General features: G+C 42.1%; 12 protein-coding genes. 1 reads left to right on the top strand and 11 read right to left on the bottom strand.

The window, feature by feature from the left end:
* Positions 1 to 12: 12 nt before the first annotated feature.
* Positions 13 to 987 carry a purple acid phosphatase family protein gene (locus QWZ01_RS09325; protein ID WP_290323038.1) on the top strand — a complete coding sequence of 325 codons (975 nt, stop codon included), beginning with the start codon at positions 13 to 15 and terminating at the stop codon, positions 985 to 987.
* A 117-nt stretch (positions 988 to 1,104) separates the two neighbouring features.
* Here QWZ01_RS09325 and QWZ01_RS09320 read toward each other — a convergent pair whose 3' ends face one another.
* The 11 genes from QWZ01_RS09320 to QWZ01_RS09270 form a co-directional block, all read right to left on the bottom strand.
* Positions 1,105 to 1,491: a DMT family transporter gene (locus tag QWZ01_RS09320; RefSeq protein ID WP_290323037.1), complete on the bottom strand. Its 387-nt coding sequence runs from the start codon at positions 1,489 to 1,491 to the stop codon at positions 1,105 to 1,107.
* Between the two features lie 10 nt (positions 1,492 to 1,501).
* The gene (locus tag QWZ01_RS09315) at positions 1,502 to 2,458 is read right to left on the bottom strand and encodes a sterol desaturase family protein (RefSeq protein ID WP_290323036.1); all 957 of its coding nucleotides are present in this window, start codon (positions 2,456 to 2,458) and stop codon (positions 1,502 to 1,504) included.
* Positions 2,459 to 2,581: 123 nt separating this feature from the next.
* Complete coding sequence (locus tag QWZ01_RS09310) at positions 2,582 to 3,385, bottom strand: SDR family oxidoreductase (RefSeq protein WP_290323035.1); 804 nt, start codon at positions 3,383 to 3,385, stop codon at positions 2,582 to 2,584.
* Between the two features lie 2 nt (positions 3,386 to 3,387).
* The gene (locus QWZ01_RS09305) at positions 3,388 to 4,731 is read right to left on the bottom strand and encodes an aminotransferase class III-fold pyridoxal phosphate-dependent enzyme (protein WP_290323034.1); all 1,344 of its coding nucleotides are present in this window, start codon (positions 4,729 to 4,731) and stop codon (positions 3,388 to 3,390) included.
* A gap of 11 nt (positions 4,732 to 4,742) precedes the next feature.
* Positions 4,743 to 5,681 (bottom strand): transketolase family protein, encoded by a 939-nt coding sequence (locus tag QWZ01_RS09300; protein WP_290323033.1) that lies wholly within the window; start codon positions 5,679 to 5,681, stop codon positions 4,743 to 4,745.
* A gap of 3 nt (positions 5,682 to 5,684) precedes the next feature.
* A complete protein-coding gene (locus QWZ01_RS09295) occupies positions 5,685 to 6,548 on the bottom strand; it encodes a transketolase (RefSeq protein ID WP_290323032.1) in 864 nt (287 codons plus the stop codon).
* Positions 6,549 to 6,584: 36 nt separating this feature from the next.
* Positions 6,585 to 7,394, bottom strand: a complete 810-nt coding sequence (locus QWZ01_RS09290; RefSeq protein ID WP_290323031.1) for a cytidylyltransferase domain-containing protein — start codon at positions 7,392 to 7,394, stop codon at positions 6,585 to 6,587.
* Positions 7,395 to 7,404: 10 nt separating this feature from the next.
* Positions 7,405 to 8,457, bottom strand: coding sequence for a glycosyltransferase family protein (locus tag QWZ01_RS09285; RefSeq protein WP_290323030.1), 1,053 nt, complete (start codon positions 8,455 to 8,457; stop codon positions 7,405 to 7,407).
* 229 nt (positions 8,458 to 8,686) lie between these two features.
* Positions 8,687 to 9,526 carry a phosphatidylinositol-specific phospholipase C/glycerophosphodiester phosphodiesterase family protein gene (locus QWZ01_RS09280; protein WP_290323029.1) on the bottom strand — a complete coding sequence of 280 codons (840 nt, stop codon included), beginning with the start codon at positions 9,524 to 9,526 and terminating at the stop codon, positions 8,687 to 8,689.
* 150 nt (positions 9,527 to 9,676) lie between these two features.
* Positions 9,677 to 11,296: a RagB/SusD family nutrient uptake outer membrane protein gene (locus tag QWZ01_RS09275; RefSeq protein ID WP_290323028.1), complete on the bottom strand. Its 1,620-nt coding sequence runs from the start codon at positions 11,294 to 11,296 to the stop codon at positions 9,677 to 9,679.
* Positions 11,297 to 11,316: 20 nt separating this feature from the next.
* The gene (locus tag QWZ01_RS09270) at positions 11,317 to 14,346 is read right to left on the bottom strand and encodes a SusC/RagA family TonB-linked outer membrane protein (RefSeq protein WP_290323027.1); all 3,030 of its coding nucleotides are present in this window, start codon (positions 14,344 to 14,346) and stop codon (positions 11,317 to 11,319) included.
* Positions 14,347 to 14,650: the final 304 nt, after the last annotated feature.

Here is a 14,650-nt window from a genome sequence, read left to right as displayed (position 1 = left end):
CCAGCCCAATATATGAAACGCAGAGATTTTGTTAAAAACGCAACGCTTACCGCACTCGGAGCATCATTAATTGGCCCATTAGAGGCTTTTGCTGAAGATAAAGTTACCCACTTGGAAAGCGATGACGTATCGCCCCGGGCGGCATTTGCCGATGATTTTAAGTTACATTTCCTGGCAATAGGTGATTGGGGAAGAAACGGCGAATATGACCAGGGCGAGGTTGCCAAACAAATGGGGCAGTGGGCCACTACTCATCCAAATGATTTTGTGATTTCTGTTGGTGATAATTTTTACCCAAAAGGCATCATCAGCGAGATGGATCCGCAGATACATTATTCTTTTGAAAATATTTATACTGCTCATTCCCTGCAGTGCGACTGGTGGGTTGTTTTAGGTAACCACGATTACCTGACCGATCCAGATGCGCAGATCCGCTACAGCAAAGTAAGCCGCCGGTGGAATATGCCTGCTCGCTACTATTCCAAAGAGGTTTCTTTGGGTAAAGACAAAGGGAAAGCACTTTTTGTAATGATAGATACCGACCCGATGCTGCACGAAGGTTTAAAGGATTACGTAGCAACACAAATGAAATGGCTAAACAACACCCTGAAACAGGCATCGGCTGATGTTAAATGGAAAATAGTGGTTGGCCATCACCCGTATTATACGGTGGGTCCGCGTATCACCAATTATGATACGCTTACCGTTCGGAAAATATTACCTCAAATTTTTGAAGAACACAAGGTTGATGTGTATCTCTCGGGGCATGATCATTCGTTACAACATCTTAAACCTGAGGGCTTCACGCATCAGTTTATTTCAGGAGCAGGCTCCGAGCTTACTCCGGTGTCAACAGGTATTCCTTACAGCCGTTTTCAGGCATCGGAACATGGCTTTATGTACTTTTCTGTAAATGCTGATAAGCTTAACGTAAAGGCTATAAACCAGGTTGGTAAGGTGATATATGAAACGGAGTTGAGCAAATAGCTATATTCTGATTAAAAAGATTTCTCTTAATCATTCTAAAATGGTTAAGAGAAATCTTTTGTGTTTTATTCTAAAAGAGTCTTAAAGTCCTACAAATCCAGTAGTCTCACAAGTCAGTCAGGGCACCTGGTTGATGTGCGATACTGAAAACTTAAGACCCATGATTCCTATCATGATCAGGGAGATGAAGAATGCCTCAGCCCATGAAATGCTTTTGTTAAAAAATGCCATCTCTGCCACTTTTATCAACACCAATGTGGCAGCTGTCCATATAGCGTAGGCTGTTGCTGTAGAGAGCTCTTTGATAGCCAGTGAAAAGAAGTATACATTACATACTCCGAATAGGATATAACCCAGCAACGGGGCCATTAGTGGGAAACTGATATTAACCCGGTAAAAGTTATGCCAGGTAAGCAATTTGAGATCGCTTAATTTAAAGTACTTAACCGAAAACGTCCATGCGGTTTCAAATACTGCTGCTATAATGATGTATATCCAGGCCAATGTTTATGGATTATTGCAAAATTTCTTCTTGCTGTTGATGTGTTAATATTGTTTTTGATATCCCGGGCTGATGGATAGCATCTGGTTTTAGATCATCCTTTTTCCATAACTTAAAAAATACCGAAAGCAGGGCGGGTCTTAAATTATAATAACGGTCAAACCATTTATATTTCAATAGTTTGTTTTCATCAAAACGCTTTACCGAAAAAGCGTGCTGCAAAAAGTAATCTCTCGGATATTCATATCCCAGGCCCCAGTTTTCCCGTTCGTTACCGGGAGCATGACCCGGGTTGTAAGCTGTACCCAATAGATGATCCCAGATGGCAAATTTAGTAGCGAAGTTGGCGTGAAAAACCTCAATGTAGTTGGCATGGTGCCATAAATGCAATTCGGGCGTGTTGATGATATATTTTAGCTTGCCAAGATTCACTCTGATATTACCGTGAATGAACATGCCAAACATGGCATCCAGCAAAGCTTTAATAGGTATCACAGCCGGATCGGCGCCAAGCAGTATAATAGGCGCGAACTCTATGGTTTGGTTGATAATGATCTCGACAATATGCGACCGCGAACCTGATAAAAAATCAACTTCCTTACCTGAATGGTGCGCCTCGTGGGTGCGCCAAAGTAACTTGCTGCGGTGTTGAAGCCGATGGAAAAGATATATGTACAGATCATGTGTAACAAGGAAAAATAATACCTGCACGGCAACTGGCCAGTTTTTCACAAACTGAATAGCCGACCAGTTAAAATGATGCTGAACCGGCGCTATGAGATAATCAAAGATAAAGATCTTTAAAAAATAACTTTGTATGAGCGTGTACCATACCAGATCTATCCAGAAACCCTCCCTGAAAAATTTTAGCCCTTTACGGTAGGGTATTATCCGTTCCAGGGTAATGATCATAATTACCCATAAAACCAGTATGGTGGTGGTAATGGTGAGCAGTTTTTCCTGTGGCATAGTTTAAATAGTATCAAGTAGTTAGTATCAGGTATGAAGTAATTAGTATTAGGTAATAATAAGATATTCAAATATAAGACATACAAAGTCTTGATACCTGATACTAACTACTTGATACCATTTCTATATTGCTGTCCATCCGCCATCAACCACGAGGTTGGCTCCGGTCATGTAAGCAGATGCTTCGCTTGCTAAAAATATAAGAGCGCCCTGGTAATCAGTTGATTTGGCCATGCGTCCCAACAATGTTTTTGCTGAGTAATTCTCAACAAAAAATTCGTTCTGGTTGTTCTCCACACCTCCCGGCGACAGGGTATTCACCCGTACCCCTTTATTGCCCCAGTAAGCGGCCAAAAAGCGGGTAAAGTTGATAACCGCCCCCTTGGTAACCGGATAAGCGGCTGATTTATAAAAATCCTGCTCGCCTTGCTGATTCCTGTATATTGACTGATCTGGCCCTACCATGCCGTAGGTTGACGCCACATTAATGATACTGCCCGAGCCCTGCTGAGCCATCACCGTACCAAATACCTGCGAGCATAGGAAAACCCCGGTTATATTAACATTAAGTGATTGTTGAAAGGCTTGCAGCGGATAGTTTTCAAATGCTGATAGCTCTTTTGCCAAAGCCGGGTTTTCAAACATATCATTAATGGCTGCATTATTTACCAATATATCAATACTGCCATATCGGGTTAGTATTTGATCTCGCGCCAGCTCTAATGAGTGCTTATTAGTAACATCAATCCGGAGACCGCCGTGTTGCTCGCCTAATCCTGCGGCAAAGGCTTCTACCTTTTTCTCGTCAATATCTGCAGCTACTACATTGGCTCCGGCTAAGGCAAGTGCTTCACAATGCTTTTGCCCTATGAGGCCCAAAGCTCCGGTCACTATTGCTGTTTTGCCTTGTAATGAAAATAGTTCCATAGTTACAGCGCAGCAGTTTTGGGCTTTATGTTGTAATTGCTCACCTTACGGAAAACGGCTTCCAGCACTTCACCTTTTAAATAACTTTTTACATCGCCGCTTAAAATAGCTTCTTTAACTACCGCCAATACATCACGATATGCCAGAAGGGTGTAATCAATATCTTCAGAAGTATGGCTGAAACACATGTTGTGGAAACCGGCCCAAAGTATACCGCGTTTTATCATTTCCTGCTGCATCAGCGTTTTTAATTCTAACGCGTTACCAGCTTCAGGGGTAAAAGTTACCATGCTGCGGCAATTGTAACCAATGCAGCGGGTATACTGATCCATACCCATTGATATGGCAATTTGGTTATAACCATCTTTTAATAATGCACCATTCTGATCAAGGTATTGAGCTACATTTTTATCGCGCAACTCATTAATAGTGGCAACACAGGCTGCCAGCGATAAAGCTTCGCCGCCAAAGGTGGTATAGCTAAATACTTCCGAATTAAACAATTCCATTACATCGGCACGACCGGTGAGCAAGGCTATCGGCATGCCATTGGCACAGGCTTTGGAGAAAACAGCCAGATCGGCCTTAACGCCAAAATATTCCTGTGCACCACCCAACGCGATACGGAACCCTGTCCACATTTCATCAAAGATGAGCAGCGTTCCATTTTCACGACAGGCCTCGGCAAGCTGCTGCAAAAAGCCAGGTTTGGGTGCCTCAAAAATAAAAGGCTCCAGTATCAGGGCAGCTACGGTTCCGTCAAGCGCTGCTTTTATTGATTCAATATCATTATACTCAAAAGTGTAGGTAAGTTCCTGTATAGCCTCCGGGATGCCCGCGTTGCGGCTGGTAATGCCGATATACCAATCATGCCAGCCATGGTAACCGCAGCAAAACACTTTGTCGCGGCCAGTAAAGGCACGAGCCACACGTATGGCTGCCGAACAAACATCGGCACCTGTTTTGGCAATTTTAACGGCCTCGGCGTTGGGTATCACTTGCTGTACCAGCTCGGAAAGTTCAACTTCAAGCGGGTGCATCAGCGAAAAGGTGATGCCATCATTCAATTGTGTGCGTATAGCCTCGTCAACAGCAGGGTAGGCGTAACCTAAGGAGATGGGGCCAATGGCCGAATTGTAATCAATGTATTCATTACCATCCACATCCCAAACATGTGCCCCTTTACCTTTAACCAAATATTTAGGTGCCACGCCTTTACTAAACTGACCCGGACCTTTGGCCAGCGTTTGCGTAACCGGTTTTTGAACCTTTAAAGCACGCTCATATAATTTATCCGACTCGCTGATATTTGGGTAATTGTTGCTTAACTGTATCTTATTTGCCATGATGGTAATATTTATTCTGAAAATTCCTGTGTGGTGATAAATGGTTGGCTATGCCCTGTTTGATAACCCAATATCCTTTCGGCTATTTGTTTACCAGTAAACCCTTCGTTTTGTAATACATCCTGCAATAATGCCGGTCTGAACCAGTTTTCTTTCAGGGCAATAGGCATCACTTTGGCCGTGGTTTGATATTGCAGCAGTACTTCGGCTACAATGGTGTACAGGCCGCCTGTTAAAAAATGATCTTCAAGAGTAACTATCAGATTACTGCTGGCAGCAACCTGTAATATGATGGCTTCATCAACCGGTTTAAGGCTGCGCATATTCACCAAACCAACAGAAAGGCCTTCGTTTTGCAATATGTCAACAGCAATCAACGCCTGCTCAAACATCAGCCCGTAGGTTAAAATGGTTACATCGCTGCCGGTGGCTACAACTTCGGCTTTGCCTAATTCAAATGGCTCATGCTCATAGGTAGTTTTACGGGTATTGATGCGCGTGTAAGCCGGGTTAGGGGAATTCCAGATCTGCGGCAGCATTTTTATCAGATCGTCCTCATCTGCGGGAGCAAATACGGTTACATTGGGAATACCCCGCATAATGGAAATGTCTTCAATAGCCTGGTGCGTAGGGCCGTTAGCGTCAGATAAAAAGCCGGGTATAAAACCGCTCAGTTTGGCAGGTAAATTAGCAATACCCAGATCGGTACGTACAAACTCAAACGCGCGCATAGTTAAAAATGCGGCCAGTGCATGTACTACCGGGATGCGCCTGCGTAATGCTAAACCGGCTGCTGCGCCTATCATGGTTTGCTCGGTGATACCGGTATCAATAAAACGTTTGCCCAAAACAGCGGGCAGGTTACGTACCAGCGCGCGATTTTCGGCCGTCATCACTATAATCTGTTCGTTGTTTAAGGCTGTTTCCGTTAATAATTCTTCATAGCTCATGGCTTATCTTACAATTAGGGTTTCTGATGTTAGGTCGCTTATATGCTGGCCATGGAGTTCCTGTAAAAGCTGCTCAATCTCATTTGCAGAAAAATTGCAGAACCAGCGGTCGGCACGTTCCTGAATACTTGGCAGGCCTTTACCTCTGATGGTATCGGCAATCACCACGTTAAGCTTTCCGGTTTTGAAAGGATACGCGCTGAAAGCCTCGTGCAACTCGGTATAGCTATGACCGTTTACACGCTTAACTGCAGCGCCAAATGATTCAAATTTTTCAATGAGCGGTTCAAGCGGTATCAGGTCTTCGGTACGCATATTGGCCTGGAAATGATTACGGTCGATCACGAAAATGAGGTTGTCTAAAGCATAGGCATTGGCTACCAGAACGGCCTCCCAGCAGGTGCCTTCGTTTAATTCACCATCACCCATAATGCAGATCACTTTATTATCACTGCCACTTATCTTCAGATCCATAGCCACACCTAAGGCCACAGAGGGGAGGTGTCCTAATGAGCCCGAATGAAATTCAACACCGGGGATATGCCTGTTAGGGTGCCAGTAAATATGATCATCTAACGAAAGGTGTTTTTGCAACCTCTCTTTTTCTATAAAACCTAATTCGGCCAATGTGCCGTAAAGTGCCGGTACATCGTGCCCTTTGGAGAGGAAAAGGTAATCGCGGTTAGGATCATTTAAATTGAAGGGTGTGATGTCTAAAAAATCGGTATAGAGGTATACAATAAGATCTACAGCCGAAAGTGATGCTCCGGTAAAACAGCCGCCGTCTGTTGACATGCGAACAATGTGCTCTCTAACTTTCAGGGCAATGGCCTCTGTATCCTGGTATTGATTTGTGTTGTTTTTCACTGGTTATGATGTTTTGGGGTATTTAGTGTTCAGTACCTATCCGGCTGTTTGCCTGGTTTGCTCCGGATTGATGGTTTTTAATTCGTTTAAATGATGACGATACCAGTTAACACCTGCATATTGGGCATTGATCTGGTAAATTTCAGGATCGCGGTTAAGCAGGTCGAGAATGTCATTACATGTAAAACTTTTATTTATAGGGTAAAGCTCCTCAAATACACGTTTAATAAACAGGTAATCTTCCTGGTAATCAATCGTGAAACGGTGCGACATGGAATAATCCAGGCCGGTTTCCCAGCTTACGTTACCCATATTAAACTGTTGTGGATTTTCCCATATATATGGGGTGGTATGCTCAAGCTCTAATGGTTTAGCTGCATTTTCCCAAGCTCGTTTTAAGCAAGACATGGTCATGATCTCTACGTCATTGCCATCGGGATACGTTGCCGGGTGCAGGTTGCTTACGTAATCAAATTCGGTTTCGTGTTCAAGAAAGTACGTGAGCACACGGTCAATAATATGCGGATCAATCAGTGGACAGTCTGAAGGAATTTTTAATACAACATCAGCATCATGAAGCAAGGCCGTACGGTAATGACGCTCGAGCAGGTTGTTCTGGCTACCTCTGTAACAAGGGATGTTTAATAGGTTTGCTTCCTGTTCAATAATATCATCTTCGGCATTAACCGAAGTTGCAATTACTATTGTGGCCTGGTGTTTTATCATCTGCAGGCGCTCGATCATGAGGGCCAAAATGCTTTTGCCCAGCACCTGTAACATTACTTTACCTGGTAGGCGGCTTGATGCCATACGCGCCTGTACTATGATCACTATCTTAGCTGCCATGGTATAAATATTAGTAATTGGCCACAAGCTGCTCCGCATATACCGGGCGAGCTTTCTTATTCACTATTCTCTGCAGATCGAAATTATCCGATTTGCCATTGTGCCTGATATAGGCTTTACATATCTGCGCTATCTTGCTTGCCGAAACGCCACCGTTCTGGTTGGGCGCGAGTTTCATTAATTCATCCACATTAAACCAGGAATGCACTTTTTTGCCCAGCGCTATGCCGGTATACACCACGGTTGAATACTGGGTAATCAACTCGCAGCAATTAGCTATCATGTGGTTGGTATTGCCTGTTTTATAGATCAGGGTATCTGCCGGTGCAAACCTGCGGATCTCGCGCTCGGCACGTTCTGCATCCTCGTTGGGGTGCAGTTTAAATAGTAATGGTCTGCCAGCGGCAATTTTCACAGCACTTTTTATAAAGGCGCGCCGGTTTTCAAAACGATAAGTTTCGCGCATATCGGTGGTAGCCACCATTACATAGTTATGGTGCGGAAAGTCATTATCTAAAAATTGCTGCAGGTTATCATAATTGGGCATGCCGGTAACGGCTATCTTATGATTTTCGGTTCCGGTTTTTACAAAGTATTGTTTATAGCCTTCAGATGCCGTGCAGTAAATATCGCATACGTTTGATGAGCCGTTTAACGAAGTATTACCGCACAGGAAAGGAGGAAGCTTTAAGGCTTTCACCAGCTTGCTCATCAGCGTATATTTATCAACCATACCTTCCTGCACCCATATGGTTTTGGTAGCGCGCATGCGCATGGGTACCAATAAATCTGAACAAAAAACAACCAGATCATACTGGTTTAATTTTGCGCCATAATCAATTTGCAAGCCGTGCTGATGCAGGTATTTTTCAGAATTGGTACGATAATAGTTTGATAATACCGTGCCATTGAGCAAGGTGGTATTGTTGATCAGGAAGTTCAGGATACTATTGTCTGTAAATAATTGGCTAAACCAGCAATCGAACTCGGAGAGTTCTGCTGCTATCTGGTGCATTTGTAATGTTTGGTTTACAGAGCCGGTAATAAACAGTATTTTCTGCATTTATAGTTTGATCACTAATTGTTGAACAAGGCAAATATTTTTGGCGTTACATACTGTGCTAACAGGGATATGAGTTGCTATTATCATATTCTTATTAATAATAAGTTATCACAATAAATTAAAAGTAAGGATGCTGCTTTTAAATAACGCTAAGTTTAGGTTATGATATAATTAAGTATGCATTAAGGCAGTTTGAAGTTAATGTTTAAACAAAAAACATTATTGTTATTTATTTTACATTTGCCGAGAAGGCAATACGTTTGGTCAGAAAGTCTTTTAACTCAGGAAGTTTATCAGTATTGATCAGATCCACACCACATTCCAATAGCTCGTTCCAAACAACCGGGTTTTCGGGCGACGCCCATAGCCTTACCTTTTTACCATACCGGTGTGCCATACTTACATATTTGCACAGGCGTTGCTTTTGTAAAACCGGAAACGAACCGGTACCGCTCCAGTTTACAATTTTTGAATATTTACAGCTGGCGGTTTGATAAACATTTGCAGACGAGGTATCCTTCTGTACACTCATTAGGTCTTCATCAATAAATGCCAACCGGTTTTGTTGCTTTTTAAGAGTTTCAAATGGTTTGTGTCCGGTTATTACAACGGTTAACTGACGCTTTACAAATACGCCGTTTTCATAACCCGATAAAATGTCTTTGTAGTTTTCAAGCAGGGCCGAAAGGGCCTGGTAAGTTTTATCGGCATCTGATTTAATGTCGATCATCAGCATGAGGGGAGAAACTATGCGTGGCGCCAAACCATTTGAACTGTTAATGCAGGCTGCTAACGGATCAAGGTAAAGGCGCTCCAACGTTCGGTGCCTTTTAAAAAGGGGGAGCAAATGGGCCACAATCAGTTTCCCGTGCCGCAGGTATATATCAGCCTCAATATGTGTATACCCATTATCCAAAGCGTCATACAAGGGGCGCTTGTGCCAATAATCATTATGGGCAAAGGCATTAACCAACGGAATATTTTGAGGGTAGCAATGAAGGGCAGATAATACCAGAAGAGCGGATAAAAATAATTTCAGGTGCTTTAGGCAAAAGCTTGCTGCTTGCATCGATAATTGTTTTTGTTGGTATAAAATTACTTTTTAAGTGTGTTTTGAGTGTTAGCCCATCGTTAATAAATTGATTATCGATATTAATTTTCTGTAAATAAAAAAAGGGGCTGCCTATTAAGCAGCCCCTTTCTATACTGTATTACCCTATTAATAACCAGGGTTTTGAACCAGGTTCGGATTGGTTTTTAACTCTGTTGACGGAATAGGATATAACCTTCTGGTTGGATCTGTATTCATTTTCAGATCATCAGCTTTTCCACCAGCTACCGGTAAAAGGTACTCTTTTTCAAACTGACCATAGCGGATCAGGTCATTACGGCGCCAAGCTTCCCATGAAAGCTCACGTGCACGCTCATCTAATAATACATCAAGATCAACAGTGGTGGCAGCCTCTGCATGGGCACGTGTACGCAGTTTGTTTACCAGGGTTAATGGAGTTTGTGTTTCGCCGTTTATAGCGGTTGCTGTTGCTCCACGTAATAAAGCCTCAGCTTTCATCAGGTAAATATCGGCTAAACGGAATACCGGAACGTCATTACTGTTTAAACGTGTGGCCTGGATAATATTAACATCCGGGTAGTATTTGATTGATCTTACACCCTCTGATTGTGAAGTAAGCACATCATTACCCAGGTCCATTGGTTTTAAACCGGTAAGTGTTAGCGTAGGAATTAGATTGATCTGGGTGGTGGCATACGGCGCCGGATAGTAAACAGGTTGGTTAGTAAAACCGCCATTGCCATCAGGATAATATTGCGGACCGGCCAGCCATGTTTTAGTACGGTCGTCACCAGGGATGTTAAAGCGGTTGTAAAACTCAGGCGTGGTGCTCATGGCAATACTTAAACCTACGTTAAAACCATAGGCTTGTACCAGGTAATAAAAGAAACCGAAACGGGTAAACTGGTTACCTGGTATCTGCTGGTCATAAGGAACGGCAAATATGGTTTCGTTGATCTGCGGGCCATTAGTTGGTAAAAATATATCCCTGTATTTTGCATCCAGGTAATAGTTGGTATTTGCCTGTACGCTATCGCACATAGTTACTGTTTCCTGGTAACGGTTTGTGCCGGTATATACACCTGAGTTCAGATACATTTTTGCAAGTAAGGCAAATACCATACCCTTGGTAGGGCGGCCATACTGTGATACGTTTATTGTGGCATTGCTGCTTTTGGCCGGTAATAAAGGTAAAACAGCTTTTAATTCGCTTTCAATAAAGGCATATACTTTAGCACGCGGTTGTGTTGCGGGTTGGCCAACTACCGGGAAATCAGTAATGATTGGTACGTTGCCGTACAGATCCATCATGAAATACATGTAAAGGGCGCGCATTGCTCTAACCTCGGCAATTGAACTTGCCTTTTTAGCAGCCGATGATGATGATGAGTTAATTACGCTCATGATGCGGTTACATGAATTTATACCGCCAAAACCCCATTGCCATACACCAATTACGTTAGGGTGGTCAAAGGTCCAGGTGTGGTAGTGTAATTGTCTGTACTGACCACCATCATCAAAGTTACCATCACGGGCCGGTAAAATTGCCTCATCGGTTGACATGTCCTGCATACGCCAGTAAGGTACTGCGTAGCTTGATGACAGGTTAGAATAAATGGTACCCAATAAAGCGGTATAATCTGCATCGGTTACCGGGAAGTTTGATTTTACGTATTGCGACTCAACGGGTACATCCAGTTTCGTACAAGAGGATAATGTGCCCATGATCACAACTACGGCGGCACATATTGAGAATATCTTTTTCATTTTTATTTGTTTAACTGTTATTAAAATGATGCGTTTAAACCTAAGCTGAAAGTGCGTGTTTTAGGATAAAAATTCCTGTTATCAATTCCAGGGGTTAAGCCTCCCATATCAATTTCCGGATCAACACCGCGGTATTTGGTGATGATGAAAATGTTATTGCCTGAAGCATAAAAACGTAAGCTCTTAATAGCCTGTATGTGTGGTTTAATGGTATATCCTATAGTGGCGTTATCCAGACGCAGGTATGAACCGCTTTCCAGGAAACGATCAGAGATCAGGTAAGCATTGATATCTTTAAATGATTCGCCTAAGGTATATCTTGGTATGTTTTGCAGTTTTGAATCGGCAGGGTTGTTTAATGAAGCTAATGTAGCGTTCAGGATTTTGTTGCCATATACACCACGCACCAGGAAGTTCAGATCAAAGTTTTTGTAAAAGAAGCTGTTGCTCCAGCCATAAATAAGCTTAGGTTGAGCATCATATTTAATAAATTGATCTGTAGTAAGTGGCTGTGCAGCAGTTGTTGATCCGTCGGCTTTTTCATAAGTACTTACACCGTTGCCATTTTTACCTAAATAGTGCCACAGATCAAAAGTACCAAGGGCATAACCTGGCTGTATGATCTGGCTATAATTACCAGACTGGCCTTTACCGCCTAATTGAGCAGTTTGAATGTATGGAAGAGCCAGGCCGCCTTGTGATAAACTTTGCACCATGTTTTTATTATGTGAAAAGTTTAAAGAGGTGCGCCAGGTAAAATCGCCCGTTTTTACAGGTATAGCATTTAATATTACCTCAACACCACTGTTTTTCATTTTACCAACGTTAGCAGTTAAATACTGGTAAAAATATTGGGTGGTTGATACCTGAAGGGTAGTGATCAGATCGGAGGTTTTCTTGATGTAGTAATCAACCGAGCCGGTAATACGGTTGTTGAAGATACCAAAATCTAAACCGATGTTTGTTGTAGCAGTACTTTCCCATTTCAAGTCCGGATTATCATTACGTACTGGTCCTATAGGGTTAATCACGTTGCCATTACTTAAAAATTTACCGCCACCTGGAGGAACACCGTAAATAAGCTGAGCGGTAAAGGCATCAAATCCTAAGCTGTTACCTGATACACCATAACCAGCTCTTAATTTTAAATCACTGATCACCGGTACAGATTTCATGAAATCTTCGCTGATGATCTTCCAACCCGCAGAAGCAGCCGGGAAGTAACCATGGCGATTGTTAAGACCAAATGCTGATGAACCGTCTTCCCTGATAGAAGCCTGTAATAAATATTTATCGGCAAACTGGTATTGGGCACGTGTGTAAAAAGATATTAACCTCAAGGTTGAGATATAGGTAGCCGGGGTGGTACCGTTTATGTTATAAGCCGGATTAAAAATAATTTGTGAAAGCTGGGTAGGGTTGGAGAATGCTAAGTAATTATAAGTTAAAGCATCGTTTGAAAATCCTTGTGTTTGTACACCAAAGCCATCACCGTTACGATCCTGCTGATAAGAATAACCACCTAATAATTTCAGGGAGTGCTGACCAAAAACACGATCATAGTTAAAATAACCTTCCACTACGTTACTGGTATTGGTGTAAGCACTGCGCACAGCTACACCACCCGCGTTAACAAATATGCCTGATTGGCTGGTTGAATAGGTATTAACGTTATTTTGTTCCTTTTGGGTTGATCCTGTGATGGTGAACTTTAAACCTTTTAAGATGTCAACAGAGGCAAAGCCATTGATCAGTGTTTTGTTGTTCTCTGTTTTAGTAAAGTTGTTGTCAATCAATGATAACGGATTCAAAGGACCGCTACCGGTACGGGTATAATTTTCTTTATAAGTACCATCAGCGTTAAATGGACTTACTGTTGGTAAGTAGAATAAGATACCTGACAATACCTGGCTTTGGAATATATCATTGTTTTTAGTAACACTGTTGGTAAGTGTAATGCCCAGTTTTAAACGGTCATTAAAAAAACGCTGGTTAATAAAGCCTTTGTAAATGGTACGTTCTAAACTTGTATTTTTTAATATACCATTGTTTTTTAAATAATTTACGCTTGCACCATATTCTGAATTGGTACCTGCACCTGCATAAGAAAGGTTATGGTTTTGCGAATAACCGGTTCTTTCAGCAAGCTTTTGCCAGTTGGTATTTGAACCATCGTCGTCTGCTGCACTCAGTTTAGGTACGCCATTGTCAGTTAAGTATTTACGCAGTTCGTCGCCGGTAAGTACATCAATATTTTTTGATACGTTTTCAACAGCTCCGTAGGCGCTGTAATTTAACCTTGTTTGCCCTGGTTTGGCTTTGCGGGTTGTAACGATGATTACACCGTTTGCAGCGCGTGAACCATAAATTGCGGTTGAGGAGGCATCTTTTAATACATCGATACTCTCAATATCAGCCGGAGCCAACAGGTCAATCGATGCTCCTGGTACACCATCAATTACATAAAATGGCTGTTGAGCCTTAGGATCATCACGCAGGGTAGATGGACCCCTTAAAATAGTTGATGGTTGTTTGTTAGGGTCGCCACTTTTGGTGATGTTTAAACCGGCCACTTTACCTTGTAATAACTCGGCAGGGGTGGTTAATACACCAGCGTTAAAATCTTCAGCTTTTACTGAGGTGATAGCACCGGTTACATCTTTACGGCTTGCTGTACCGTAACCAATTACTACAACATCTTTTAGCTGTTTAGTATCAGTTACCAGGGTAACATTAATTAATGGCTTGCCATCAACAACAACTTCTTTAGGTACTGAACCTAAGAATGTGAATTTCAAAACATCATTTGGCCCATTTACGGTAACTGTATAACTACCGTTACCATTGGTAGTGGCTGCCCTGCCAGAACTTTTAACAGTTACCACTACACCAGGCAAAGGAGCGTTGGTTTCGTCGGTAACAGTTCCTTTTATGGTTCTGGTTTGTGCGAAGGCCGATAGGGCTGACAATAACAGAACAAATGCTATCAGCAAACTGTGTCTGTAAAATTGAGGGAGATTCTTTGAAAAAGAAGGGTAAACTTTTTTCATGAAGAGATTAAATAAATGTTGACATAATAGAACTATGGAAATCAATTATTTCCGGCTGCAAAGGAATGATGCTTATGTTAGCAAATCATCAATTGAACATTAGCTTTTTTGGCATAATAAATACTTTTACTGTTTCATAGCTGGATGTGATTTTGGATTTAAATTATTGGTTTATAGTTATTTAATATATGTGTGTACATAAGTTAAATAGCGTTAATTACTCTGATTTAATTGGTGGTTAATGTATATTTAACACTAAGGGGCGTTTTAACCCGTAATTAAACTTTCGGACCATGAATCTGAA

The sequence above is a fragment of the Mucilaginibacter aquaedulcis genome (assembly GCF_030409325.1).
GTDB classification, from domain to species: domain Bacteria; phylum Bacteroidota; class Bacteroidia; order Sphingobacteriales; family Sphingobacteriaceae; genus Mucilaginibacter; species Mucilaginibacter aquaedulcis.
This window is presented reverse-complemented; position numbering and strand designations above follow the sequence as displayed.